The 24,627-nt window shown below is 57.0% G+C and carries 24 protein-coding genes and 1 tRNA gene; 15 read left to right on the top strand and 10 right to left on the bottom strand.

Going from position 1 to position 24,627, the window contains the following annotated elements:
- Positions 1-66: 66 nt before the first annotated feature.
- The 6 genes from ABWV47_RS08005 to ABWV47_RS07980 form a co-directional block, all read right to left on the bottom strand.
- A complete protein-coding gene (locus ABWV47_RS08005; protein WP_353310525.1) occupies positions 67-1,146 on the bottom strand; it encodes a BMP family ABC transporter substrate-binding protein in 1,080 nt (359 codons plus the stop codon).
- 43 nt (positions 1,147-1,189) lie between these two features.
- A complete protein-coding gene (locus ABWV47_RS08000) occupies positions 1,190-2,110 on the bottom strand; it encodes an ABC transporter permease (RefSeq protein ID WP_353310523.1) in 921 nt (306 codons plus the stop codon).
- Positions 2,110-2,502: a hypothetical protein gene (locus ABWV47_RS07995; protein ID WP_353310521.1), complete on the bottom strand. Its 393-nt coding sequence runs from the start codon at positions 2,500-2,502 to the stop codon at positions 2,110-2,112. Before ABWV47_RS07995 ends, ABWV47_RS08000 begins: the two co-directional genes overlap by 1 nt.
- Positions 2,502-3,581, bottom strand: coding sequence for an ABC transporter permease (locus tag ABWV47_RS07990; RefSeq protein ID WP_353310519.1), 1,080 nt, complete (start codon positions 3,579-3,581; stop codon positions 2,502-2,504). The genes ABWV47_RS07995 and ABWV47_RS07990 overlap by 1 nt, the downstream gene beginning before the upstream one ends.
- Positions 3,578-5,125, bottom strand: a complete 1,548-nt coding sequence (locus ABWV47_RS07985; protein WP_353310517.1) for an ABC transporter ATP-binding protein — start codon at positions 5,123-5,125, stop codon at positions 3,578-3,580. The genes ABWV47_RS07990 and ABWV47_RS07985 overlap by 4 nt, the downstream gene beginning before the upstream one ends.
- Positions 5,126-5,239: 114 nt before the next feature.
- Positions 5,240-5,554 (bottom strand): hypothetical protein, encoded by a 315-nt coding sequence (locus ABWV47_RS07980; protein ID WP_353310516.1) that lies wholly within the window; start codon positions 5,552-5,554, stop codon positions 5,240-5,242.
- Between ABWV47_RS07980 and ABWV47_RS07975 the strand changes: the two genes are divergently transcribed.
- The 3 genes from ABWV47_RS07975 to ABWV47_RS07965 all read left to right on the top strand — a co-directional run bounded on the left by ABWV47_RS07975 (position 5,537) and on the right by ABWV47_RS07965 (position 9,451).
- On the top strand, positions 5,537-6,322 hold the full coding sequence (locus ABWV47_RS07975; protein ID WP_353310514.1) for a peptidylprolyl isomerase: 786 nt from the start codon (positions 5,537-5,539) through the stop codon (positions 6,320-6,322). The genes ABWV47_RS07980 and ABWV47_RS07975 overlap by 18 nt on opposite strands.
- 29 nt (positions 6,323-6,351) lie before the next feature.
- Complete coding sequence (locus tag ABWV47_RS07970; protein WP_353310512.1) at positions 6,352-7,332, top strand: HupE/UreJ family protein; 981 nt, start codon at positions 6,352-6,354, stop codon at positions 7,330-7,332.
- Positions 7,333-7,477: 145 nt separating this feature from the next.
- A complete protein-coding gene (locus ABWV47_RS07965; RefSeq protein WP_353310510.1) occupies positions 7,478-9,451 on the top strand; it encodes a DUF3604 domain-containing protein in 1,974 nt (657 codons plus the stop codon).
- Between the two features lie 46 nt (positions 9,452-9,497).
- Here the strand turns inward: ABWV47_RS07965 and ABWV47_RS07960 are convergent, their stop codons facing one another.
- The 3 genes from ABWV47_RS07960 to ABWV47_RS07950 all read right to left on the bottom strand — a co-directional run bounded on the left by ABWV47_RS07960 (position 9,498) and on the right by ABWV47_RS07950 (position 15,492).
- Positions 9,498-10,280, bottom strand: coding sequence for an HpcH/HpaI aldolase family protein (locus tag ABWV47_RS07960; protein ID WP_353310508.1), 783 nt, complete (start codon positions 10,278-10,280; stop codon positions 9,498-9,500).
- Positions 10,281-10,424: 144 nt separating this feature from the next.
- Positions 10,425-14,648 (bottom strand): Hint domain-containing protein, encoded by a 4,224-nt coding sequence (locus ABWV47_RS07955; protein ID WP_353310506.1) that lies wholly within the window; start codon positions 14,646-14,648, stop codon positions 10,425-10,427.
- Positions 14,649-15,417: 769 nt separating this feature from the next.
- Positions 15,418-15,492, bottom strand: a tRNA-Thr gene (locus ABWV47_RS07950).
- A gap of 87 nt (positions 15,493-15,579) precedes the next feature.
- Here ABWV47_RS07950 and ABWV47_RS07945 point away from each other — a divergent pair.
- Genes ABWV47_RS07945 through hisD form a run of 5 tightly spaced genes read left to right on the top strand, consistent with a single transcriptional unit; the run spans position 15,580 to position 19,342 of the window.
- Complete coding sequence (locus ABWV47_RS07945) at positions 15,580-15,756, top strand: hypothetical protein (RefSeq protein WP_353310504.1); 177 nt, start codon at positions 15,580-15,582, stop codon at positions 15,754-15,756.
- A complete protein-coding gene (gene murA, locus ABWV47_RS07940) occupies positions 15,757-17,022 on the top strand; it encodes a UDP-N-acetylglucosamine 1-carboxyvinyltransferase (protein ID WP_353310502.1) in 1,266 nt (421 codons plus the stop codon).
- Complete coding sequence (locus tag ABWV47_RS07935; RefSeq protein ID WP_353310500.1) at positions 17,022-17,501, top strand: DUF2948 family protein; 480 nt, start codon at positions 17,022-17,024, stop codon at positions 17,499-17,501. Before murA ends, ABWV47_RS07935 begins: the two co-directional genes overlap by 1 nt.
- Positions 17,498-17,989 carry a GNAT family N-acetyltransferase gene (locus ABWV47_RS07930; protein WP_353310498.1) on the top strand — a complete coding sequence of 164 codons (492 nt, stop codon included), beginning with the start codon at positions 17,498-17,500 and terminating at the stop codon, positions 17,987-17,989. The genes ABWV47_RS07935 and ABWV47_RS07930 overlap by 4 nt, the downstream gene beginning before the upstream one ends.
- Positions 17,990-18,040: 51 nt before the next feature.
- Positions 18,041-19,342, top strand: a complete 1,302-nt coding sequence (gene hisD, locus ABWV47_RS07925) for a histidinol dehydrogenase (protein ID WP_353310496.1) — start codon at positions 18,041-18,043, stop codon at positions 19,340-19,342.
- Positions 19,343-19,430: 88 nt separating this feature from the next.
- Here the strand turns inward: hisD and ABWV47_RS07920 are convergent, their stop codons facing one another.
- Positions 19,431-20,195, bottom strand: coding sequence for an SDR family oxidoreductase (locus ABWV47_RS07920; RefSeq protein WP_353310494.1), 765 nt, complete (start codon positions 20,193-20,195; stop codon positions 19,431-19,433).
- A 42-nt stretch (positions 20,196-20,237) separates the two neighbouring features.
- Here ABWV47_RS07920 and ABWV47_RS07915 point away from each other — a divergent pair, with 42 nt between their 5' ends.
- The 7 genes from ABWV47_RS07915 (at position 20,238) to ABWV47_RS07885 (ending at position 24,621) form a co-directional block, all read left to right on the top strand.
- Positions 20,238-20,831, top strand: coding sequence for a UPF0262 family protein (locus ABWV47_RS07915; protein WP_353310492.1), 594 nt, complete (start codon positions 20,238-20,240; stop codon positions 20,829-20,831).
- 44 nt (positions 20,832-20,875) lie between these two features.
- Positions 20,876-21,328: an arsenate-mycothiol transferase ArsC gene (locus tag ABWV47_RS07910; RefSeq protein ID WP_502959698.1), complete on the top strand. Its 453-nt coding sequence runs from the start codon at positions 20,876-20,878 to the stop codon at positions 21,326-21,328.
- A 272-nt stretch (positions 21,329-21,600) separates the two neighbouring features.
- Entirely contained in the window at positions 21,601-22,488 is an 888-nt protein-coding gene (locus tag ABWV47_RS07905) for a carbon-nitrogen hydrolase family protein (protein WP_353312056.1), read from the top strand.
- A gap of 79 nt (positions 22,489-22,567) precedes the next feature.
- Positions 22,568-22,786 (top strand): translation initiation factor IF-1, encoded by a 219-nt coding sequence (gene infA, locus ABWV47_RS07900; RefSeq protein ID WP_007205486.1) that lies wholly within the window; start codon positions 22,568-22,570, stop codon positions 22,784-22,786.
- Between the two features lie 31 nt (positions 22,787-22,817).
- On the top strand, positions 22,818-23,390 hold the full coding sequence (locus tag ABWV47_RS07895) for a Maf family protein (RefSeq protein WP_353310485.1): 573 nt from the start codon (positions 22,818-22,820) through the stop codon (positions 23,388-23,390).
- A gap of 29 nt (positions 23,391-23,419) precedes the next feature.
- Positions 23,420-24,442 (top strand): ribonuclease E/G, encoded by a 1,023-nt coding sequence (locus ABWV47_RS07890; protein WP_353310483.1) that lies wholly within the window; start codon positions 23,420-23,422, stop codon positions 24,440-24,442.
- A complete protein-coding gene (locus ABWV47_RS07885) occupies positions 24,439-24,621 on the top strand; it encodes a DNA gyrase inhibitor YacG (RefSeq protein ID WP_353310481.1) in 183 nt (60 codons plus the stop codon). Before ABWV47_RS07890 ends, ABWV47_RS07885 begins: the two co-directional genes overlap by 4 nt.
- Positions 24,622-24,627 lie beyond the last annotated feature (6 nt).

Here is a 24,627-nt window from a genome sequence, read left to right as displayed (position 1 = left end):
GCGCAGAGATACTAAAAAAGGCCCGCCGATGAGGCGGGCCTTTGAGATAGTTAAAGAGCGATCCACTTAGTTCGGGATCTCGGCGGTGATGCCTTCAACGTAGAAGTTCATGCCAGCCAGACCGTCGTCGCTGTAGTCTTGTGCGGTTTCACCTTCGGCCAACCATGCAGAGCCGTCCTGCTTGTTTAGCGGGCCGGTGAAGGCGTGGTAGGAGCCGTCTGCGAGTGCTGCGACCATTTCCATTGCGGAGGCTTTGATCTCTGCTGGAACTGCGTCGGAGATTTCACCGATGCCAACCATGCCGGCGCCAATGCCGTCCCATGTGGAAACAGATTCCCATGTGCCGTCCATGACGGCCTGGGTGCGTGCCACGTAGTAGGGGCCCCAGTCATCGATGATGGAGGACACACGTGGGAACGGAGCGTATTCGGACATGTCAGAGGCCTGACCAAATGTGATCACGTTGCCAGCAGCTTGTGCCGCAGCTTGTGGTGCCGTGGAGTCGGTGTGCTGCAGGATCACGTCGGCGCCTTGTTCGATCAGCGCTTTGGCCGCGTCCGCTTCTTTGGCGGGGTCAAACCAAGTGTAGGCCCAGATGATGGAGAATTCGATGTCTGGGTTCACAGCCTTAGCGTGGATGTAGGCGGAGTTGATGCCACGGATCACTTCTGGAATTGGGAAGGAGGCGATGTAGCCAATTTTGTTGGTCTTGGTCATCTGGCCTGCGATGTGGCCCTGAACTGCGCGGCCTTCGTAAAAGCGTGCGGAGTAGACGGACACGTTGTCAGCCTGTTTGTAGCCAGTGGCGTGCTCAAACTTCACCTTAGGGAATTTTTTGGCAACGTTGATGGTTGGATCCATATAGCCAAAAGAGGTGGTGAAGATCAGGTCTGCGCCTTGCAGCGCCATCTGAGTGATCACACGCTCAGCATCGGCCCCTTCTGGAACGTTCTCAACAAAGGTGGTTTCAACCTTGTCGCCAAACGCCTCAACCACAGCCTTGCGGCCTTGGTCGTGCTCATAGGTCCAGCCGCCGTCGCCCACGGGGCCTACGTAGACAAAACCCACTTTGGTGGTGTCGGCCATGGCAGTGGTCGCAAGACCCAGCGCCATTGTAGCGCCGGTCAGAAGTTTGGTCAGTTTCATTTCGGGAATTCCCCCTGTTGGTAGCAGTTTTTTGTTGTGTGCCTCATTGAGAGGCGTGGAAGGTGCGGCCGAGCGCGGCGGGTGCACCGCTTTTGTCAGCCGACATGATGACGAGCACCAAGATGGTTATAAGATAAGGCGACATTGCCAAATATTCGACCGGAATTGCAATGCCTGCGGCCTGAAGATTGAGTTGCAACACGTTGATGCCGCCAAAAAGATAGGCACCCAATAGAACGCGCCATGGCTTCCAGCTCGCGAACACCACAAGGGCCAAGGCGATCCAGCCGATGCCCGCGGTCATGCCTTCGGTCCATTGTGGTACACGAATGAGCGAAATATAGGCGCCGCCAAGACCTGCGCAGGCGCCACCGAACATGATCGCCAGAATGCGCACGCGGATCACGTTATATCCCAGCGCATGGGCGGCGTCATGGCTTTCGCCCACAGCGCGCAGGATCAGCCCGCCGCGCGAGTATTTCAGAAACCACCAGACAGCAGCGGTGAGGACGACGCCGACATAGAGCACAGGGTCGTGAGAGAAGAGGATCGGTCCAAGAACCGGAATATCCGAAAGCACCGGAATATCTAACCGTTCTGTTTCTGGAGGTTTCAGTCCGACAAATGTTTTGCCCATCAATGCTGAGAGACCGAGGCCAAAGAGCGTGAGCGCCAGACCGGAGGCCACCTGGTTTGCCAATGCAAACTGGGTCAGGAAGGCAAAAAGAAGAGAAATTACTGCACCCGCAAAAATCGCGGCCAAATAGCCTAGCATTGGAGAGGAGGTTTGCACCGCGATGGCAAAGCCCGAAATGGCGCCGATGATCATCATGCCTTCGACACCGAGGTTGAGCACGCCGGATTTTTCCACGACGAGTTCACCGATGGCGGCCAGAAGCAGCGGGGTGGCGGCAACCATCAGAGAGGCGATCAGCAGGACGGGGTTGATGGCGGAAAGGTCCATTAGGCGGCTCCTCCGATGAGTTTTAGGTAGAAGATCCGGGCGAACCGAGCGAGCACACCAATCGCTAGGCCGACGTAAAAATTTTTGACGGACAGCGCTTGTCGCGCTTTGTCTTTTGCCGCTTTTTCTTCGTTGACTGGCCTTGCCACGGCTCCGGTTACTTTGCGTTTGGCCCAACGAAAAAACTTCGGAGAGTGTTGAAAGGCCAGTAGGAACGGAAGGTTCACGAGGTAAAAAAATGCGAGTACCCCAAGCCAAAACGCAAATTCATTGAAGCTGTTCGCTGATGCAAGAAGCCAAGTATACATGTAACCACATAGGATGCCGATGCAGAGCACAGCAGCGTTTATTAGTGCTTCAATTGGCCTAACGTTTGTTCCTTGGGCGGACATCACGCGGCTCCCTTTGTTTTCAGCACAACGCGGTAGTTGGTGAGCAGATCAAGTGCGAGCAGGAAGAACAGCAGCATACCTTGGAAGACCTGAATGGCGGCCGAAGGCAGGCCGAGGTTGCCTTGGGCCAGATCACCGCCAACGTAGGTCAGCGCCATGAGCAGGGCTGCGAGCAAGATGCCGACCGGGTGCAGGCGGCCGAGGAAGGCGACAATGATGGCGGTGAATCCGTAGCCTGAGGCAAAGTCGATGTTGACCTGTCCTGAGGGGCCGGTGACCTCAAACATGCCGGCCAAACCGGCCAGTGCGCCGGACGTTCCGAGGCAAAAGAGGATCAGGCGGGTGGGGTTCACGCCCGCAAACCGCGCCGCGCGGGGGGCTTCGCCGGTGAGGCGGATGTTGAAGCCAAGAATGTGCCGGTTGAGCAGCACATAGGCAAAGATCACTGCGATGAAGGCAAAGGCCATGCCCCAGTGCAGGCCGACGGCTTCGTTGATCCAGCTGCTGGCGGCGGGGTAGTCGCCGAAGTTGCGGGAGCCCGGAAAGCCGTGGCCTTCTGGGTTGCGCAACAGGCCCAGTGACATGGAGGCGAGGAACTGTTCCGCCACATAGACCAGCATCAGAGATACAAGGATTTCATTGGTGCCAAAGCGGACCTTCAAAAGCGCGGGGATCATGCCCCAAGCCCAGCCACCAAACGCGCCCGCAAGGATCATTACCGGGAAGATCAGGCGGCTTTCCGTGGGATAGACCGCAAGACCGACAGCCGCGCCGCAGATCGCGCCCATGATGTATTGGCCTTCGGCGCCGATGTTCCAGATGCCTGCCTTGAAGCCCAGAGAGAGGCCAATGGCGATCAGCACCAGAGGGGCGGCTTTGACCAATAGCTGTGGGCGGTAGTAGAAGGCGAACTCCCCAAAAACCGGATCGTAGAAAATGGTGCGAATGGCCTCAAACGGGTTTTTGCCAAGCACGGCAAAAAGAATGCCGCCCATGATCATAGTGATGATCACCGCGATGATTGGGGTGGCCAGCGATAGGGCGCGCGACGGGGTGGGGCGTTTTTGTAGCGCGATCATGCGCCTGCTCCTTCTTGATCTTCTGCGCCAACGTGGGCGACTTCCATGCCGTGGGCGCCGCCCATCATCAGGCCAATTTCGTCAATGCTGAGCCCGGCGGCGGGGCGGATGTCGGACATGCGGCCCTCGTTGAGCGCGCCGAAGCGGTCAGAGATTTCCATGAGCTCATCAAGGTCTTGGGAGATCACCACAATCGCAGCGCCGCCTGCGGCGAGATCCAGCAGCGCCTGACGGATCGCGGCGGCTGCGGCGGCGTCCACACCCCATGTGGGTTGGTTGACCACCAGCACCTCGGGGCGTTGCAGCACTTCGCGGCCGATCACAAATTTCTGCAGGTTGCCGCCTGACAGCGCGCGCGCAGCAACATGGGTGCCGGGAGTGCGGACGTCAAACCGCTCGATGATCTTCTGCGCAAACTCAGTGGCGCTGGACCAGTTCACAAAGCCATTTGATGTCAATTTCTCACGAATGCCACCCGTCAGAAGCGCATTTTCGGTGAGGCTCATGTCTGGTGCGGCGGCGTGGCCGAGGCGCTCTTCTGGCGCGGCAAGGATGCCACGTTCACGCCGGGCATTGGGGCCGAGGTTGCCGACGTCTTCGCCTTTGACTTTGATCGCATCCGCTGGTGTGAGCGCCTCGCCAGACAAGGCGGCCAGAAGTTCGTCTTGACCGTTGCCTGCGACACCGCCCAGCCCAAGGATTTCGCCCGCACGAACGGTGAAGTGGATGTTTTTGAGCGTGGTGCCAAATGGATTGGATGGTTTCAGCGACAGGCCTGACACATCCAGCACAACCTCGCCCGCCTTCTCTGCGGCGCGGGTTGGGGTTTGAAGTGTGTCTCCAACCATCATTTCCGCCATATCGCGCGCCGACGTCTCCGCAGGTACACATTCGCCGACGTTCTTGCCGAGGCGCAGAATGGTGGCGTGGTCACACAGCGTGCGAATTTCTTCAAGCTTGTGAGAAATGTAAAGGATAGAGGTGCCCTCGGATTTCAGCTTGTTGAGGGTCTCAAACAGGATTTCGACCTCCTGTGGGGTCAGAACTGAGGTGGGTTCATCCATGATCAGCAGTTTGGGGTCTTGCAGCAGGCAGCGGATGATTTCCACGCGCTGACGTTCGCCTGCGGAGAGGTCGCCCACGGTGCGGTCAGGATCAAGCGGCAGGCCGTATGTCTCGCTGACCTCGCGGATGCGGCGGGCGAGATCGTTCATGGCGGGTGGGTTTTCCATGCCAAGTGCGACGTTCTCTGCCACGTTGAGTGCGTCAAACAGGGAGAAATGCTGAAACACCATGGCGACGCCGGTGGCGCGAGCGGCTTTGGGCTCTGGCGGCGCAAAGTGTTGGCCCTGCCAAGTCATGGTGCCGCTGTCGGGTTTCACAAGGCCGTAGATCATTTTGACCAGCGTGGATTTTCCGGCGCCATTTTCGCCAAGCAGCGCGTGCACTTCGTTGGGACCAATATCAAAGGACACATCATCATTGGCCACCACCCCAGGATATGTCTTGGTCAATCCCGAGATTGAGAGTAGCGGTGTGGTCATTGGCGTCCCCCAGTGCGCGGTCTTGGTCACACCCTTTGTGTCCAAACCACTTGTTTTCATGCGTGCTTACCCTAGAAACTGGGCCGTGGACTCTGCAAGGTAAACTTCAGCACCCTATCCAGAGTTGACCGGCATGCGCGCGTGATCCTTGGTGCGGTCGCCTTCCATATCCTTGGTTTTTAAGGGCTGCGCCAGCCTATTTTCAATGAAACGTAGAAAGAGTTGCAGGTCGGTCGCATACGGGGCTGCCCATTTTTTGCACAGATTGGCTGCAATTTCGTCCGCTGAGGCTTGATTGTGACCCATCAACACATAGGGTGGCCTGAGATTTAGGTTATTTAAGAGGACGTGATGGGCGTGGGCCAATTTTTGAGAGATCCGTTTTTTCATTTTGCGGTGCTGGCCGGGGCTGTGTTTGGCTATTTCCATTTGATAGACGCCTCACCGGATGCGGAACCTGACAACATCACATTTTCTGTCGAAGAGGTCGCTGTACTGGCCGCGCGGATGCAGAAAACACTGAGCCGTCCGCCAAGCCCAGATGAGGTGACGCAGTATCTTGATCAGCTTGTGACAGAGGAAGCGTTGGTGCGCGAAGCGTTGGCGCTTGGTATGGATCAAGGGGATGGCGTCATTCGGCAGCGATTGGCTCAGAAGATGCGGTTTTTGGTGGATGGGGCCGCGCAGGCAGCGGTGCCAGACCCAGATGTGTTGCGTGCCTATTTTGACGAAAATCAAAGACGCTATGCCACTGCGCAAACCTATACGTTTACTCAGGTGTTTTTTGGGAATTTAGAAAACCCAGATGAGTTGACCACTGCCCTTGAAGCGCTGAATGCGGGCGCAGATCCGGCCACCGTCGGCGAAAGAACCGGGTTGCCATCGACGTTGACGGAGGCGAGTGCTCGTCAAGTAGAAGGGGTCTTTGGGCGTGGTTTTGTACCGGTTTTGGACCCCCTGACGCTGAATGTTTGGAGTGGGCCGGTGACATCGGCTTTTGGCGTGCACGCGGTGAAGGTGACGTCGGTTGCGCCAGAAGTTGTGCCGGCATTTGAGGAAGTGCAGGCCGCTGTTTTGACGGATTGGCGAGACGCACAAGCGGCGATTTTGCAGCAAGACATGCTTGTTGAGCTTGTCGCTCAATATGAGGTGACACTGCCTGAGCCGGCCGAGATTGCGGCGGTGCTGGCGCAATGACACGGGTTTGGACCTACATATCTGGGGCAATGGCTGCGATTTTGAGTATCGTTGTTGCCTGCGGCGTACAGGCGCACGAACTTGACCCTGGTTACGTCGACATTCGACCATTTGGTGGACAACAGTACAGTGTCAGTGTGCGCGTGCCAGATGTTCAAGGCGCGCCTATGGATGTGTCCCTGCGCCTGCCGGAGACGTGTGATCCCGGGCTCGGCCCAAAACTGCGCTCTGATGGCCAAGCCTGGCAAAGCGGGTGGATTACAACGTGTGAAGGCGGTTTGGCAGGACATGTCATCGCCATCGACGGGTTGGATGCACAGCGCACTGATGTGTTGCTTCGGGTGGTTGCCACGCCGGGTGATGGCGCGCAAACTGCGCGACTGACCAGCCATACCACCCAATTTGTTGTGTCGGCTGACCCCGGAGCTTTGGCGGTGTTTGGAAGCTATTTTCCGTTGGGCTTTGAGCACATTCTAGAGGGATACGACCATTTGCTGTTCGTGTTTGCGTTGATGCTATTGGTGGGCACAATGTGGCAACTGGTGGGGGCTGTGACAGCGTTCACTGTGGCGCATTCGATCACTTTGGGCTTGTCTGCGCTGGATGTCATCCGGGTGCCAGGACCGCCGGTTGAGGCAGTGATCGCACTGTCCATCGTGTTTCTTGCACTTGAAATTCTGCGCGGGCAAAACAGCGCCGCCGGGCGTAACCCGTGGCGGGTGTGTTTTCTGTTTGGATTGCTACATGGGCTGGGATTTGCGGGCGCACTGCGTGAGATTGGTTTGCCACAGCAGGACATCCTCGCAGCACTTGTGGCGTTTAACCTCGGTGTGGAGGCCGGGCAGCTGGTGTTTGTCGCTGTGATGGCTGGTCTGTTGTTTGCGGGGCGCTGGACAATTGCGCAGATGCGACGTGACAGGTCTATGACCCCGGTTCTGCGAACGGTTTCGGGGTATGGCATCGGCGCGGTGGCGACGTTTTGGTTTGCTGAGCGGCTGGCTGGATTTTAGGGTTTGCCGAACGAAACTACGTTTTTTCTTTGGAAAACAAGACGGTCCGGTTAGGCTTCTCTTATACCACGGCACTATTCAATTATTGAATTGGACCTGCGCGATCTAGGCGCGGGTCGCTGCATTGTATTCTGGGAGGCTCGCGATGTTATTGAGAAACGCTTTTGAGAAGAAACGATTTCTGAGATCTGATCTGCTTAAAACCACTGTTTTGGGTGTTGGATTGGCGTTGGTTGCCGGCCCGGGTTTGGCACAGGTGGTGCCATCGGAAGAGGCCGCGGAGGGGAGTTTTTCTGAGGCTCCGTATTCACCCTATGCAAATCGGGACTTTCCAATGTTTCCTTTGTGGGGGGAGACCCATTTGCACACAGGGCTTTCGCTGGATGCCGGAGCCTTTGGCAATATCTTGGGGCCAGATGACGCGTGGCGGTTCGCAAAAGGTGAGCAGGTAATGTCTTCCACCGGGCAGCCAGTGAAATTGAGCCGTCCGCTTGATTGGATGGTGTTGACCGACCACACGGATTTGATGGGGTTTGCACCGGACTTGCAGGCCGGAAAACCCGGTGTTCTGGCGGACCCGAAAGGGCGGGAGTGGTACGAGGGGTATAAAAAAGGTGGGGCTGAGGCCGGCAAAACAGCATTTGATCTGATCACCAACTTCTCTCAAATGACGTTGCCAGAATTGCTTTTGGAAAACTACAGCCCGGGTGCAGACCCGTATGCGTTCACTTGGGAAAAAATTGTGGATGCCGCGGAGACCCACAATGATCCGGGGAGGTTCTCAGCCTTTATTGGGTTTGAATGGACGTCTGTTCCCAAAGGTTTCAACCTTCATCGCAACGTGATGTTGCGTGATGGTGCAACCCGCGCCTTGCAGATGGTGCCACCCGTCACACAACCGCCTTATGGCGACACAGATCCGTTTCATCTTTGGAACTGGCTGGAAGAATATCAGGAGAAAACCGGGGGCCGTGCGGTGGCGTTTGCACACAACGGCAACCTGTCGAATGGATGGATGTTCCCGACTGAGGATACCTATCACGGTGGCAAAGTAGACAAAGAGTACGCGCAATTGCGTGCCAAGTGGGAGCCGCACTATGAAATCACGCAGATCAAAGGTGACGGCGAGGCGCACCCCTATCTTAGCCCCAATGACGAATTCGCGGATTATGAAAACTGGGATGTCGGGAACCTTGATCTGACCGAGGTGAAAACCGAGGGTATGCTGGGCGGGGAGTATGCGCGTGAGGCGCTCAAACGTGGTTTGGCGCTTGAGAAACAGTTGGGTGTAAACCCGTACAAGTTTGGATTGGGCGGCGCGACGGACAGCCACACAGCGTTGACCACAGCAGAGGAAGAGAACTTCTTCTCAAAGTCCGTCAGTGTGGAGCCGTCTCCAACACGCATCGAGCATCCGTTTATCGAAAGCGCGTTGGGCCGGATTGACGGGCACATGTTGGTGGCGTCGGGGTATACAGCTGTTTGGGCGACAGAAAACACCCGGTCTGCGATTTTTGATGCGTTCAAGCGCCGTGAGACCTACGCGACAACGGGCCCACGCATTGGCCTGCGGTTCTTCGGTGGCTGGGAGTTTGACGAAGATGATTTGCGTAACCGCAATCCGGCTGTGATTGGGTATTCCAAGGGTGTGCCAATGGGCAGTGATCTACGCCCGACGGAAGGCGAAGGCGCGCCGAGCTTCTTGTTGGTGGCACTGCGCGATCCGATTGGTGCCAATTTAGACCGGATGCAAGTTGTGAAAGGCTGGATGGATGCTGAAGGGGCACTCCATGAAAAAGTCTTTGATGTGGTTTGGTCTGGCGACCGTACGCCGGATGCCGAGGGGAAGTTGCCAGCAGTGGGCAATACAGTGGACATCGAAAGCGCCAGTTGGAGCAATACAATTGGTGCTTCGGAGCTAACCACGGTTTGGACAGACCCAGAGTTTGATGCATCTGAGCCAGCGTTTTATTATGTGCGAGCGCTGGAAATTCCAACGCCGCGCTGGGTGCTCTATGACAAAGTGCGCTATGGCATTGAGTTGCCGGAAGACGCGGTATTGATCCATCAGGAACGGGCGTATTCGTCGCCGATTTGGTACACACCCAAAGAAGGCTAAGGCGCTGTTACCTATAAAGGAAGACGCCCGATTGGGGCGTCTTTCACTATGCCTTGGGTAGCAAAGACTTGGCCTCTGCGGACAACGATCGTGCTGCGGTCGCCAACACAAAGGTGTCTATGCCAACGGCGACAAATGTGGCCCCAAGCGAGAGATACCTTTGCGCGTGCTGTAATGAGAAGGTGAGGATGCCGGGCGCTTTACCTGCGGCTGCGATGCGTTGAATGGCGTCTTCAATCACAGCTTGAACTTCGGGGGCGTCACTGTTGCCGGGGAACCCCATGTCTGCTGACAAATCTGCGGGACCAATGAACACACCGTCAACGCCGTCAACTGCCAGAATGTCATCAAGGTTGCTGATCGCGGCGCGGGTTTCAGCCTGTACCAAAACACAGATTTGAGCGTTTGCGGTCGTGGCATACTCTGTGACTGAGCCAAAGCCCGTCACGCGCGCGCCTATACCTCCCAAGCCGCGGATACCATCAGGCGCATAGTGGCACGCGCGCACGATTGCCTCTGCTTGTTGCGCGGTGTCGACCATAGGAACCAGCACGGTTTGCGCGCCTGCATCCAGGGTCTGCTTTAATATCCAAGCTTCGCCAACAGGTACACGCACCACCGCGTGGCTGGTTGTGCCATGTAGCACACGGAGTTGGTCGGTGATGGAGAGAAGGTCATTGGGGCCGTGTTCGCCGTCGATCACCAGCCAGTCAAAGCCTGTGGTGGTCATCAGCTCTGCGCCGACCGTGCTGCCAAAATTCATCCAACAGCCGATTTGAGGTTGTTTTTTGGCAAGCGCGGCTTTGAAAACATTTGGTGCTGCAGGCATGTTTATCTCTGATCCTTGGTGTTGCTCACACAGACTTGACACCAGGTTGGTGTCCGATGTCTAGCCTTGAAGATCGGGTGCGCAAAACGAGAAAGGTCGACCCGAAGGTCGACCCGTCCCATAGCGAACTTTTGTGCAGGCCGCTTAGGCCAACAGTTTGGCTTCGTGCCGTTTCAGAGACAGACGGGCTGTGGTGTAGTTGGCCAGACCGTCAAGATCTTTCAGCTCGGGGAACAGAGCGAAAATTTCATCACGCTGTTCTTTGCCGATCCCGTTCATTGAGTATTCACCTGGCTGGAAGCTTTCGCTCCATGCACCATCAGCGAGGACCACTTCGTGGTTGTCACACATGAAGTGGATGTAGTCGACGCCAGCTGCGTCCACTTGCTCCACACCGTCCAGATGCAGCAGGTGTTTGGCCGAAACCAGAACTTCGCGTTCGTCAAACAACAGCTCAGCCTGTTCCGACACCAGCAACATGCGGTGGCTCGGAGACACCATCATGTCACGTTCCGGCTGGTTTGGACCCAACGCGCCCTGTTTGATCAGGATTGGGCGGAACTCTGGGCGGGCCATAAGCTCTTGCGCAGAAACGTGTTTGCGACCTGCCCAACGGATGGTTTGCAATCCGTTGTCACGTGTCACAACCTGATCGCCTTCTTGCAGGTTCTCCACCGAAACTTCGCCCAGCGGGGTCAGGATCTTGGTGCCGGGTGTGAAGCAAACGATTTCGATGTTCTCAAAGGTTGCTGTGCCGGTGACATTGCCCGCGCCGTCGAGGAATTCGACGGTGCCGTCGAGACCGTTGCCGTCGCTGTCAGTTTCCAGATCGGTCAGGCGCCAGTCCACGCCACGTTCACCAGCGATATCAAGTGTGTCGAGGTCGTCGCCACCGTCACCACCCAAGATTTCGTCACCAATGCCTTCTTCAGCAGAGTTGATGATGAAGAGGTCTCGATCATCGCCACCTGAAAGGACGTCGGTGCCGGTGCCACCGGTGATGGTGTCATTGCCGTCCCCGCCGGAGATGGTGTCGTCACCTTCTTGACCGTAGATTTCGTCGTTGCCGTCCCCGCCGCGAATGTCGTCATCACCAGGTTCCAGCGCAAGCGCATCATCGAAATCAGCAGGGCGGTCGACCAGCTCACCTGTGTCCAGATCAAAGCTGTCTTCGCCGTAGATCACATCATCGCCGTCACCACCTTGGATAGTGTCACCGCCGATGCCGCCACCGATGCTGTCGTTGTCATCACCGCCGTTGATGCGGTCATCACCAGAGTCGCCGTTGATGATGTCATCGCCGTCGCCACCGTTCAGGACGTCAGGTGTTTGACCAACAGAGGCCACGCCTGTGACGCCGGGGGTTCCGCCGGTGATACGGTCATTGCCTTCGCCGCCGTCGATGGTGTCTTCGCCCGCGCCGCCAATGATCAAGTCATCGCCTGCGCCACCGTCGATATCGTCACCGCCAATGCCACCGATCAGCGTGTCATCACCAATGCCCGCAATGACAACGTTGTTGCCGGAGCCCGCGTCGACGTAGTTTGCACCAGCGCCGGTTGAGATGATGTCGTCGCCGTCGCCGCCGATGATGCTGTCATCACCTTCGCCGCCGTCGATGATGTCAGAGCCTTGGCCACCGTCGATTGTGTCGTTGCCTTCGCCACCTACCAGAAGGTCGGAGTCGCCTTCGCCCATCAGGACATCGTCGCCGTCGCCGCCCCAGAGGCTGTCGCCTTGTGCGCCGCCCCAAAGTTCGTCGTCGCCGTCTTCGCCGAAGAGTTTGTCGGTGCCGATGCCACCAAAGATGGTGTCGTTGTCATCGCCGCCGGACACATCGTCAAAGCCTGCGCCCGCGTCGATCAGGTCATTGCCTGCGCCGCCGTGCACAACATCGTCGCCCTCGCCGGACAACACGGTGTCGTCACCTGCGCCTGCGTCAACCGCGTCGCGATCATCGCCACGTGGTGTACCACCTGGTGCTTCAAAGAAGCTGGAAGGTACGGTGGAGTCGAGCGCCTCGTCTAGGAAGTTGTCGAGCGCATCAAAGTTGTCAATGCGATCACCTTCTGGATCACCCATGTAGGAGGCGTCGATCAAATCTGCGCCATCAGTGCCTTCGACCACGCCGTCCAACGCGCTGGTGTCCACGATCACAACGTTTTCGATGTTCACAAAGGTTGTGGTGATCCCCGTGCGTACGTCGCTGTCATCCAGATAGTAGACAACCCCATTTTCAGGGTTCAAAGGATCATATTCAACTTCAGCATTGCCGCGTACTTCGAGCGTGTCGAAGTCGTCGCCGCCTTCTGCGCCGTCCACAAATTGATTGTCGATACCAACAACAATGATGGTGTCGCGGTCATCACCTGCGTTGACAACATCTTCGCCCGGGCCGGTGGAAATCACATCATCGCCAGCGCCACCGTCGATGGTGTCATCGCCGTCGTTGCCGAGGATTGTGTCATTGCCGTCTTCGCCCCAGAGCACGTCGTCGCCCGGGTTGCCTTCGAGGAAGTCATCGCCTGCGCCCGCAAATAGCGTGTCGTCGCCACCGCCTGCGTCAAGGGAATCGTCGCCAGCGCCGCCGTGCATCTCGTCGTTGCCCTGAGAGCCGTCGAGTTGGTCGTTGCCGTCGCCGCCTTCCAGAGTGTCGTCGTCTGCGCCACCGGCGAGAACGTCGTCATCCGCCCCACCGATCAGGCGGTCATTGCCGTCGCCGCCCGTCAGCGTGTCGTCGCCATCGCGGCCGATCAGCAGATCGTCGCCCAGCACACCTTCGGCAAAATCGTTGCCTGCGCCACCGACCAAGCTATCGTCACCGGTGCCGCCGCCCAAAACGTCATCGCCCGCGCCGCCAAAGGCCACGTCGTTGCCGGGACCGGCGACGACGGTGTCATTGCCGCCGTATCCAACGATGATGTCGTCATTTGGGCCGAGAGCCGGGAAGATGTTGTCTTCGTTGTCGACAAAATCGCCATCCGGATCACCAGCGTAGATGTCGTCGATCAGCTCGCCAGCAGCGGTGCCTTCAACGATGCCATCGCGGTCGCGGTCTGACAGTTCGTCGTAAAGGATGTTCTCGATTTCGTGGAATTCGAAAGCTTCGCCGGTTTCATCGATCACGACGACGCCATTTTCGTCGTTCTCCGGATCGTAGACGATTGTCACAGGACCCTGACCGCGCAGGTCAAGCGTGTCGTTGTCGTTGCCGTCTTCGCCGCCAACAACCAGATCGAGGTGAGACCCACCGACAATTGTGTCGGAGTCCGCGCCGCCATCCAGCGTGTCCATGCCGTCGCCACCGGTGAGAAGGTCATCCCCTTCCTGACCGTAGATCAGGTCTTCGCCTGCACCGCCGGTCAAAACGTCGTCGCCGTCTACAGGAAGCTCGCCTTCGCCACCTTCAAAGAAGATGTCAGAAACTGTGACGTCCGCAGGGTCGTCAGACAGGTTTACGAGACGCACTTCAAAGTTTGCTACTGGGCCTGGAATGTTGACCAGTACCGAATTCGCACCGTCCGTGGAATCGCCCGGTGCAGAGCCATCCGAAATTGCACCTTCGCTGCCCGGAGCAGCGTCGATGTCAACAACGTTCAAGTTGGACAGGTCTTCCGCAGTGAACGTGACTTCGATTGGGTTGCCTTCAGCATCCCACGCGAGCACTTTCACAACAGAGTTTTCGTCGATGTCGTTGATGCGGAACTGAACGTTTTCAACCGCTTCGGAGAATGCAATCATTTGCGAGGTTGACGCATTGACGCCAGACCCGGTGGTCAAACGTGCTGCGCTGTTTGCGTCGCCGGTCTCTCCGCCAGTGTCGATGCCATCGAGCAACTGTGTGTCGTCTTCAAAGGTGTTGTCACCCCCGCCAATATTCGAGGTGGTGTAGGTGACCGAAATTGACCCTGTGTCCTGAACAAACGGTTCGCTTAGTACGTCGCCGTCGGCCGGGGTCCCGATCTCGCTCCAGTTAAAGCTTTCGATGGCACCGGAGGATGGGGTGGGTGTGGTGCCGGGTGCGTAGCCGCCATAGATGGTGTCGTTGCCATCCATGCCGTCAACGGTGTCGTTGCCGCCATCGCCTGCAAGGTGATCGTCGCCGGGGAGGTCATCCCCATCTTGGCTGCCAACTTCATCGCCAAACACTTCGTCGTCGCCGTCTCCGGCACGCACTGTGTCGTCGCCGTTGCCAGCAAAGATTGTGTCATCCCCAGCGCCAGCATGGATGCTGTCATCGCCGTCTTGAGCGCTGATCGCGTTGCCGTTGCTGTCTACGGTGTCGCCGTCCGAATCTGTAGAGCCGACTTCAATGATGTCGTCTTCTTCAGTTCCGTCCACAATTCCCGGTCCATTTGGATCAGCCATAATACCCTCTTTCTCCACAGCGCAGCCACCTCACACACCAAAGCGTTCCTCACCCACTTCTCACAGAAGGCGCGACGCTATTCAGCGGTTTGAAGTGACATCACGACAATGCCCATCACATGTTGTTGGCTGCCCCAAGCCAGAACTCAGTCCCCCAGTTGGACTTGGCGTAAATATGCGCGAAAGATGGCGGGGAAGAAACAAAAACATACAAAATTTGACGAAAACACGACGAGATGCGGCGGGTTGCCCTCTGCATGATGGTTAATGTAGCAAGGATATTTTTGGAATTGTTTCCGAATTGGGGCGCAATTGTGGCGCCAAATGGGGCGTGTCGAGGCATATTGACGCCATATTTTGGCCTTTATTACGTTGAGGTTCGCTTGGATGGCATCGGGAGGCCATCGGCCGTTTCCAAAATTGAACCAATCGAGTGGAGTTCTTGGTTAAGGCGAGCTGTGTTCACCCAGTCACATCGGCATCTCGGCATTGTTGCTGAAATGAAAACAGGGGCATTCAATTTCGCCAATTGGCCACAATATGTAAACGCTAGGTCTGGATTTACGTAGGGGTATGCGAATCGATAAGCGCGGTTCTGGCAAGATTCGGCCCGTTTTGGGGCGTCGAGTGCGCGGAAATCTGCCGCCCAGATTCGGCTTCAAAGGCAGTGAGTACACCCTCAAATTGATGCCAAAATTGCGACATTCTTTGTGGGCACCAAATGCGCGCGCGGCACAGATCTCTTACGTAAAGAAGCTTGGGAGTTGAATGGTGCTGTGAGGGAGGATTGAACTCCCGACCTCACCCTTACCAAGGGTGCGCTCTACCACTGAGCTACCACAGCATTACCGTGGCGCGGTGATTAGACTCAAATTTCAGACTGTGCAAGCGCAATCTGGACCCTTTTTTACGGCTCATGTAAGGAAAGTGCATGGAACGTAAAACGACCCCTGTAAATAAAGTCAAAAAAACTGCCTCAAGCCGTGAAGACCGGTTAAAGGCTGCATTGAAAGCCAATATGGGGCGGCGCAAAGCGCAGGCGCGCGCGCGGGCAACAACTGACGCGCCGGACACCACCGAGGCAGATAAGAATAAAGGGCAAGACTAAATGGACTCAATTGTTGTACGCGGGAATGGGCCGCTGAATGGACAGATCCCGATTGCCGGAGCGAAAAACGCCTGTCTCACGCTGATGCCGGCAACGCTGCTCAGTGAGGAGCCGCTTACGCTGACCAATGCGCCACGACTGAGCGACATCAAGACAATGAGCCAACTCTTGGGCTCACTGGGCGCAGAAGTCACAAGCTTGCAAGACGGCAAGGTGTTGGCGATGTCGAGTCACGACATCAACAACCATGTGGCGGACTATGACATCGTGCGCAAAATGCGCGCGTCCAATCTCGTTCTGGGTCCGATGCTGGCACGGCTGGGCCATGCGGTTGTGTCACTTCCCGGTGGCTGCGCGATTGGCGCGCGTCCGATGGATTTGCACATCTTTGGTCTGGAAAAACTGGGTGCAGAGATCGAGCTGAAAGACGGCTACCTGCATGCCAAAGCGCCAAACGGATTGAAAGGCGCGGTCGTCGAGCTGAGCTTTGCCTCTGTTGGTGCGACCGAGAACATCATGATGGCGGCAACGCTGGCCAAAGGCACCACTGTTATTAAAAACGCAGCGCGCGAGCCTGAGATTGTTGACCTGGCCACTTGTTTGCGGGCGATGGGCGCGCAGATCGAGGGTGATGGCACCTCTGATATCACTGTTCAGGGTGTGGATCGCCTCCATGGGGCCACGCATCCAGTTGTGACAGATCGCATTGAACTTGGCACCTTTATGTTGGCTCCGGCATTCTGTGGCGGCGAAGTTGAGTTGCTGGGCGGTCGTCTGGATTTGGTTGAAAGCTTTGTTGCTAAGCTGCATGAAGCTGGCATCGATGTGGAAGAGACCAAAGCGGGCCTCAAGGTGGCGCGCAAGAACGGACGTGTGAAAGCAGTGGACGTCACCACAGAGCCGTTCCCGGGTTTTCCGACGGATCTGCAGGCGCAGTTCATGGCAATGATGTGCACGGCCGCTGGCACCTCGGTGCTGGAAGAAAAGATTTTTGAAAACCGCTTTATGCATGCGCCAGAGCTGATCCGGATGGGCGCCAACATCGAGGTTCAGGGCGGTACTGCCACGGTCCACGGTGTCGAAAAACTCAAAGGCGCGCGGGTGATGGCGACGGATTTGCGTGCCTCAGTGTCTTTGATCCTTGCGGGATTGGCCGCAGAAGGTGAAACCATCGTCAGCCGGGTCTATCATCTGGATCGCGGCTATGAGAGGGTTGAGGAGAAGCTGGGCAATGTTGGTGCCCATATTGAGAGGGTCAAAGAATAGTGACGCAAGATGCACGGTTTGAAGACGGCGGCGATCGTCCGCTGAATCTTGGCGCTTTGGACGGAGAGGATCTGCAGGTTCTGTCGACTTTGGCACAGGACGCAGTTTTTCCGGCGTCTGAAATGCAATGGCTGCCGTCCGAGCGCCGCTTCGCCGTGTTGATCAATCGCTTTCGTTGGGAAGACCTGAAATCTGCAGAGTTGCGCAAGCGTTCGGTGGAGCGCGTGCAATGTTTGCTGGTGGTCGACAATGTGCAGTCCGTGGCCTCTCAGGGAGTGGAGCGCGGCGATGCCGACACCATCTTGTCTCTGCTCGCTATCAGCTTTGAAGCGGGTGAAGATGCCGAGGGGTCTGTGATCCTGACATTGGCAGGGGATGGTGCCATTCGCTTAAAGGTTGAGGCATTGGACGTTGCGTTGAAAGACGTGACGCGCCCCTATCTGGCGCCGTCCAAGAATACGCCATCCCACCCGGAATGATCAGAGCGCTGACTGCGGATGATTTGACCGCTTATCGTGGTCTTTGGCTGCATGGGTTGTCCGAAGATCCCTTTGCATTTCTATTGACCGCTGACGAGGCTGTGGCCACCCGCGACAGTGCCTTGGCAGCCAAGCTTACAGCAGGCGAGGTCATCGGTGCGTTTCGCGGTGGCCATCTGTTGGCTTTTGTGGCGTTTCGTCGGGGTGGTCCTGAGCGGCTGCGCCACATGGCGGACATCGGTCCTTTATATGTGCATCCCTCTGCGCGGCGGCGCGGGTTGGCGCAGGCTCTGATGACAGAGGCCATAAAGGTGGCAGCGGCATTGGGGGTGCTGCAACTAGAGTTGTGCGTGGATGCTCAAAACCTTGGTGCGCGGAAACTTTATGAGGCGTGCGGGTTTCAGAAAATCGGCCTGCGACCGCGGTCGGTGATTGTGAATGGAGTTCCGCGAGATGATCTCTTGATGCTCAAGACGCTTGACGCTTGAGCCTCCCATGGGGGCGGTCTAAGAAGGCGCAACCTTTTCGGAGATACTGCCATGCCCGTTTTTCTTGATGCACAGGATGCCGACTTTGAGGCCAGCTTCACCGCGCTGTTGAGTGCAAAACGTGAAGACAGCCCGGATGTGGATGCCGTTGTCGCGGACATTATCGCGGATGTGCGGCATCGCGGAGATGCGGCAGTTATTGAGCTGACGGCTAAATTTGACCGCTTGGAGCTCACGCCAGAAACGATGCGGTTTTCTGAAGAAGAGATCGACAGCTATTGTGCGCAGGTCAATGACACTGACCGTGCTGCGCTGGAGTTGGCCGCCGCGCGCGTCACGGCCTATCACAGCCGTCAAATGCCAGAAAACGCCAGCTGGACCGATGAGAGGGGCGCCACATTGGGTTGGCGTTGGACGCCGGTGTCAGCCGCAGGACTTTATGTGCCCGGCGGGTTGGCGAGCTATCCGTCTTCCGTATTGATGAATGCGATTCCGGCCAAAGTGGCTGGGGTCAAGCGTTTGGCGATTGTGGTGCCCACCCCGGATGGTGTGGCGAACCCGTTGGTGTTGTTGGCGGCACGGCTGGCTGGTGTGGATGAAATCTACCGCATAGGTGGCGCGCAGGCAGTTGCCGCGCTTGCTTACGGCACGGACACGATTGCGCCGGTGGATAAGATAACAGGCCCTGGAAACGCGTTTGTGGCTGCGGCCAAGCGGCGGGTTTTTGGAAAGGTGGGCATTGATATGATCGCCGGTCCATCAGAAATTTTGGTGATCGCAGACAAAGACAACAATCCTGATTGGATTGCGTTGGATTTGCTGAGCCAGGCGGAACACGATGAAAGCGCGCAGTCGGTTTTGATCACGGATGACGTGGCATTCGGTAAGGCGGTTGCGGCGGCGGTGGACAAGCGGCTTGAAACGCTGGAGCGTCGCGAAATTGCTGGCGCGAGCTGGCGGGATTTTGGCGCGGTGATTACGGTTCCGAATTTGAATACGGCTGCGGCTTTGTCCAATCGGATTGCGCCGGAGCACTTGGAGCTTTGTGTGGCGGACCCAGATGCCTTGAGTGAGGATATCACCCATGCTGGCGCGATTTTCTTGGGGCAATTCACACCAGAAGCGATTGGCGACTATGTGGGTGGACCCAACCATGTGCTGCCGACAGCGCGCTCTGCAAGGTTTAGCTCTGGCCTGTCAGTGATGGACTTTATCAAACGCACAACATTGTCCAAAATGACGCCGGAGGCGTTGCGTGCGATTGGGCCTGCAGCCGAGACATTGGCAATCTCTGAAAGCCTTGAGGCGCACGGCTTGAGCGTGCGTGCACGGCTTGATGCTTTGAACAAATAGGGGGTGCTTTGCACCATGTTGGCAATCTGTGCGTCTTGGTCTTTTGCGTCACCCAAAGGACAAGGTGACATCCCGGACAGCGCGGAGATCAATAATGGCTGGAATAGCCACCATCGACAGCCCAAATTTGTCCTGTGACATAGCTTGCCGCAGGTGAGGCAAGGAAGAGGATCGCGGGCGCAAGCTCGTCTGGGTGTCCCCAGCGTTGTAAGGCGGATGCTGCCTTTAACTTGGCCGTGACTGCCGGATCTTTGGCAGCTGCTGCGTTTGGCGCAGTCTTGAAGAATCCGGGCGCAACCGCATTCACATTTATGCCAGAGGGGCCAAGTTCTGCAGCCAGAGCTTTTGTCATGCCATTGATGCCTGCTTTTGCCGTGGTGTAGGCGGCATCCCCGGATTGGGCGATGAGGCCTGCGATGGACGAGATATTGACGATGCGCCCGTATCCCTTGGGAGACATTTGTTCTGCAGCATGCTGAGCGAGACGAAAGGGCGCGATCAGGTCCACGTCCATTAGGCGGGAGAGGTCTTGGTGGGTAAATTCTTTCAAGTGGCGGCGATCACGCATGCCAACGTTGTTGACCAAGATATCCACGCCGCCATGTGCAGACAGTCGCCTAAACGCCTGCTCGGATGCTGTCTCATCTGAGATGTCAAATGGGAGGGGCTGTGCGCTTTGGCCTTTGTTTTGGATCGATTGTGCAGCGTGTGTGCAATTGTCGCCGTTACGCCCGTTGATCCAGACCTGAGCTCCTGCCTGTGCCAGCAGTTCAGCGGCGGCAAACCCGAGGCCCTCCGAGCTGCCCGTGATCAGCGCGTTTTGGCCAGTGAGATCAAACATGGGTAGCGCCATCGTCGGCTCCTTTTTCGATATATTGTGGTAGAGGTCGCGCAGATGTGGTCGGGCTGTCAACCGGGGGGACGGGCCCTGAGGCGAATGGTCGTGCATGGACAAGAGAGGGCTTGCTGCGCTACTCATGCTGCATCGCAAAAAAATCAAGAGACACCCATGTCCCGGATCAGCCACATCCAGATCGACGACACAAATCTGCCGCCGCCCACGCCTGAAATTGATCAGGAGCGGAAGGTGGCAATATTTGACTTGCTGGAAGACAATAGCTTTGCGTTGCCCCATCGCGATGATCGAGTGGTGCCGGAGGGGCCGTTTTCGGTTGATCTGTCTATTCGCGATAAGCGTTTGGTATTTGATGTGACCACCGAATCCGGAGACAAAGCTGTGGAATTTCACCTGAGCCTTTCGCCGTTCCGGCAAGTGGTGAAGGACTATTGGGCGATTTGTGAGAGCTACTTTGACGCTGTAAAAAACCTACCACCCAGCCAGATCGAAACCATCGATATGGCACGACGTGGCATTCACAATGAAGGCGCGCGCGTGCTGCAGGAACGGTTGGACGGCAAAGCAGATGTGGACACGGACACCGCGCGGCGGTTGTTTACCCTGATCTGCGTTTTGCATTTTGGAGGCTGACGCACGTGGCAGGAGCGGAGCAGACACAGCCGGTTTCACCGAAGTTGCCTCAATCGGTTTTGTTTTGTTGTGATCAGAACGCTGTGCGTTCGCCCATGGCTGAAGGCATCATGAAAAAGCTCTATGGGCATGACGTCTATGTGCAGTCTGCTGGCATTCGCAGTGATCTGGACATTGACGGGTTTGCGATTGCAGTTTGTGCCGAGATTGGCGTGGAACTGGACAGGCATCGCACCCGCAGTTTTGAAGAGATGGAAAAGCGCGGTGACGAGATGTCTAGCTTTGACATGGTTGTGGCACTGACACCTGCCAGTCGCGCAGAGGCAGCGAAGTTGACGCGATTTGACCACCTAGAGCTCGAATACTGGCCGGTGACAGACCCAAGTGGGGCGCTGGCTGGGGATGGGCGTGAGGCAAAACTTGCGGCCTATCGGAAGGCGCGAGACGAAATTGTGGCCTATTTGCAGAGCCGTTGGGGAGCGCCCGAGGCCATATGAGCCCAAAAGGCAGGGGGACTTTTTGGGCTGCGTTCAACGTATGAGACGTTGTGTGCCAGGCATCAAACGGTGGTGCAGCGCGAACAACACCTGAGACGGTCGGTTTCCTGTCAGCCCCTTGGTGCATGTGACACAAGTGTAGAGATGCATGTTTAGACACGGCTACTAGGCTCGGCCATGGCTTCTTTCGGATGGGGGCAGTGGGGGCAGGCCCATCGCAGCCGTAAAACTATGCAGACATTTTTCAAAAAACTTGGGGGACCAAACACATGGTGACGATCGCGACCGCGGCCTATCCACTGGATATTTTGGAGAACTGGGAGGCTTACGAGGCCAAACAAGCTGCATGGGTGGCAGATGCAACAGCCCAAGGTGCTGAGCTTTTGGTCTTCCCTGAGTACGGCGCGATGGAACTGGCCACGTTGGCTGAAATCCCCATTGCAGATGATTTGGAAGCCGCGACTGCAACGGTCGCCTCATGGATCGACGCAGCCAATGCGGTGCATCAGCGATTGGCGAGGCAGCACGGGGTATATATTTTGTCAGGCTCCGCGCCGGTTTATGCAGAAAACGGTGTGCGTGGCCGCCCGGTGAACCGCGCGCATTTCTTTGGGCCGGAGGGTGGCATGGAGTTTCAGGACAAGCTGATCATGACACGCTACGAGCGCGAGCATTGGGATGTGGTGCCCGGTGCACCGCTTCAGGTATTTGAGACCGCGCTGGGACGGATCGGGGTTCTGATCTGCTACGACAGTGAATTCCCCTTGCTGGGAAAGGCGCTTGAAAGTTGTGATGTTGTTCTTGTCCCAAGTTGCACCGAGACCCTAGCTGGCTATTGGAGGGTGCGGATTGGCGCGATGGCGCGGGCGTTGGAATTGCAATGCGTGACGGTTCAGTCCTCGGTTGTGGGGGCAGCAGAGTGGTGTGATGCAGTGGCGATGAACCGCGGCACGGGTGGGGTATTTGGGCCGCCCGATTTGGGGTTCCCGGAGACTGGCGTGTGTGCCGAAGGGCAGATGAATGAGCCCGGCCGGACCATTGCTGATGTGAATTTGGAGACAATAGCGCATGTGCGTGAGGAGGGGGCCGTGTGCAACCGCCGCGACTGGGTGCGACAAGAGGGGGCGCAGACAAAGCTCACTTTTGCACAATTACGCTGAGATAGCCCTTGAAAACCTGTAAGATTGGGACCATTTAGGGGCAGCCCGCAACAGGCGGGTGCAATGTGAAGGAGATAACATGGCCAAGGAAGAACTGCTCGAATTTCCCGGTGTCGTTAAGGAACTCCTGCCGAATGCGACGTTTCGGGTCGAGCTGGAAAACGGCCATGAGATCATCGCACACACGGCAGGCAAGATGCGTAAGAACCGCATTCGTGTTCTGGCTGGTGACAAAGTCCAAGTCGAGATGACACCGTATGACCTGACCAAGGGTCGGATCAACTATCGCTTCAAGTAAGCGTTTGCGCGGAAAACAAACGAGGTCCGAGATGAAGCTGATCCTCGGCTCTGGAAGTCCGCGTCGCCGGGAGCTCCTGGCGCAAATCGGGGTGGTGGCGGATGACATTCGCCCGCCCGACATCAATGAAGATCCCCACAAAGCAGAATTGCCGCGACCTTATTGCGTGCGCATTGCCCAAGAAAAGGCAGCCGCTGTTCAGGCGGGCCCAGATGACATTGTGTTGTGCGCTGACACAACCGTTGCATTGGGGCGTCGCATTATGGGCAAGCCAGCAGATGTCGACGAGGCGGCCGCGTTTTTACGCGCCTTGTCCGGTCGACGACATCGTGTGATCACTGCTGTCGCGGTGAAGCGTGGCGATCGGATGTGGCAGCGCGATGTGGTCAGCGATGTGAAAATGAAACGGCTGTCTGAAGCGGAGCTGCGGACTTATCTTGCCACCAATGACTGGATGGGCAAGGCAGGGGGCTATGCGATCCAAGGCCCTGCTGGCGCGTTTGTTCCATGGATGTCAGGTTCGTTTACTGGCATCGTGGGCCTCCCAGTTGCAGAGACTGCCGGGCTTCTGGTCGCGGCGGGTTATCCGCTTTATAACACCTAATTTAGTGCCACCAAAAAGAGGAGCGCGTGATGAACGGGCGTCAAATCATTCTCGACCACATCAACGGGCGTGAGGCCGCAGCCTTGATGGTGGATGGGCAGCTGGACGATCTTTTGATTGAAAGCGATGCTCCGCGTGCTGGTACGATCTATCGCGCGATTGCGGATCGTCCTGTCAAAGGGCAGGGCGGCATGTTTGTGAAAACGCCAGATGGGAGTGCGTTTCTGCGGCAGGTTAAAGGGTTGGCACCGGGCGATCGCATTTTGGTGCAGGTTACTGGCATGGCTGAGCCGGGGAAAGCCATTCCGGTGACGCAGAAAGTGCTTTTCAAGAGCCGTTATGCGATTGTGACCCCGGGTGCGCCGGGTTTGAACGTTAGCCGGTCCATCCGTGACGATGACGCGCGCGATGCGCTGTTGGCGATTGCACATGCAGAGGCTGGCGAGGCAGATGTAGGCTTGATTTTGCGCTCTGCGTGTGAGGGCGCCCCTGAGGATGAGATTGCCGAAGATGTGCGCGCCATGCTGGATCTGTGTGAGGCGGTGATGGCCGACGTTGAGGGTGATGTCGAGATGCTGTCAGAGGGCGATGGCCCACATGTTGCGGCTTGGCGGGATTGGTCGGAGCCGGCGGATGTTGTGACCGAGGCTGGCAGTTTTGAGACCCATGGCGTGTTAGATGCTTTGGAGGCCGCGGATGGCGATGAGGTCGCGCTGGGCAGTGGCGCGTATATGTATGTTGAGCCCACACGTGCGCTTGTGGCTGTGGATGTGAACACGGGACGTGACACCTCGCCTGCGGCGGGGACAAAAGCGAATTTTGCCATGGCGAAACTGCTGCCACGTGCGCTGCGTGTGCGCGGTCTTGGCGGGCAGATTGTGTTGGACTTGGCGCCGATGGCCAAGAAGGACCGCCGCGGATTTGAGGCCACATTGCGTGCGGCTTTGAAGCGTGACGTTATCGATACCACGTTGGTCGGCTTCACCCCTTTGGGGCACTATGAACTACAACGTAAAAACGCACGCACCCCGTTAACAGAGCTGTTAAAATGAGCTGCCCGATTTGTAAGAAAACGACGGTACAGACCTACCGTCCATTTTGTTCCAAACGTTGTGCTGACATCGATTTGGGAAAGTGGTTTGGAGGGGACTATGCAGTGCCTTCGCAGGATCCTGAAGAGGCCATTGAGGCACTTGAAGAGATTGAAAAACAATCTTCGCGATTGCACTGAGGTTTT

This window comes from Shimia sp. NS0008-38b (assembly GCF_040370365.1).
Classification (GTDB): Bacteria; Pseudomonadota; Alphaproteobacteria; order Rhodobacterales; family Rhodobacteraceae; genus Shimia.
This window is presented reverse-complemented; position numbering and strand designations above follow the sequence as displayed.

Coding starts and splice junctions, on each gene's coding strand:
- ABWV47_RS08005 (WP_353310525.1), bottom strand. CDS start 1,146: ATGAAACTGACCAAACTTCTGACCGGCGCTACAATGGCGCTGGGTCTT.
- ABWV47_RS08000 (WP_353310523.1), bottom strand. CDS start 2,110: ATGGACCTTTCCGCCATCAACCCCGTCCTGCTGATCGCCTCTCTGATG.
- ABWV47_RS07995 (WP_353310521.1), bottom strand. CDS start 2,502: ATGTCCGCCCAAGGAACAAACGTTAGGCCAATTGAAGCACTAATAAAC.
- ABWV47_RS07990 (WP_353310519.1), bottom strand. CDS start 3,581: ATGATCGCGCTACAAAAACGCCCCACCCCGTCGCGCGCCCTATCGCTG.
- ABWV47_RS07985 (WP_353310517.1), bottom strand. CDS start 5,125: ATGACCACACCGCTACTCTCAATCTCGGGATTGACCAAGACATATCCT.
- ABWV47_RS07980 (WP_353310516.1), bottom strand. CDS start 5,554: ATGGAAATAGCCAAACACAGCCCCGGCCAGCACCGCAAAATGAAAAAA.
- ABWV47_RS07970 (WP_353310512.1), top strand. CDS start 6,352: ATGGCTGCGATTTTGAGTATCGTTGTTGCCTGCGGCGTACAGGCGCAC.
- ABWV47_RS07965 (WP_353310510.1), top strand. CDS start 7,478: ATGTTATTGAGAAACGCTTTTGAGAAGAAACGATTTCTGAGATCTGAT.
- ABWV47_RS07960 (WP_353310508.1), bottom strand. CDS start 10,280: ATGCCTGCAGCACCAAATGTTTTCAAAGCCGCGCTTGCCAAAAAACAA.
- ABWV47_RS07955 (WP_353310506.1), bottom strand. CDS start 14,648: ATGGCTGATCCAAATGGACCGGGAATTGTGGACGGAACTGAAGAAGAC.
- ABWV47_RS07945 (WP_353310504.1), top strand. CDS start 15,580: ATGGAACGTAAAACGACCCCTGTAAATAAAGTCAAAAAAACTGCCTCA.
- murA (WP_353310502.1), top strand. CDS start 15,757: ATGGACTCAATTGTTGTACGCGGGAATGGGCCGCTGAATGGACAGATC.
- ABWV47_RS07930 (WP_353310498.1), top strand. CDS start 17,498: ATGATCAGAGCGCTGACTGCGGATGATTTGACCGCTTATCGTGGTCTT.
- hisD (WP_353310496.1), top strand. CDS start 18,041: ATGCCCGTTTTTCTTGATGCACAGGATGCCGACTTTGAGGCCAGCTTC.
- ABWV47_RS07920 (WP_353310494.1), bottom strand. CDS start 20,195: ATGGCGCTACCCATGTTTGATCTCACTGGCCAAAACGCGCTGATCACG.
- ABWV47_RS07915 (WP_353310492.1), top strand. CDS start 20,238: ATGTGGTCGGGCTGTCAACCGGGGGGACGGGCCCTGAGGCGAATGGTC.
- infA (WP_007205486.1), top strand. CDS start 22,568: ATGGCCAAGGAAGAACTGCTCGAATTTCCCGGTGTCGTTAAGGAACTC.
- ABWV47_RS07895 (WP_353310485.1), top strand. CDS start 22,818: ATGAAGCTGATCCTCGGCTCTGGAAGTCCGCGTCGCCGGGAGCTCCTG.
- ABWV47_RS07890 (WP_353310483.1), top strand. CDS start 23,420: ATGAACGGGCGTCAAATCATTCTCGACCACATCAACGGGCGTGAGGCC.
- ABWV47_RS07885 (WP_353310481.1), top strand. CDS start 24,439: ATGAGCTGCCCGATTTGTAAGAAAACGACGGTACAGACCTACCGTCCA.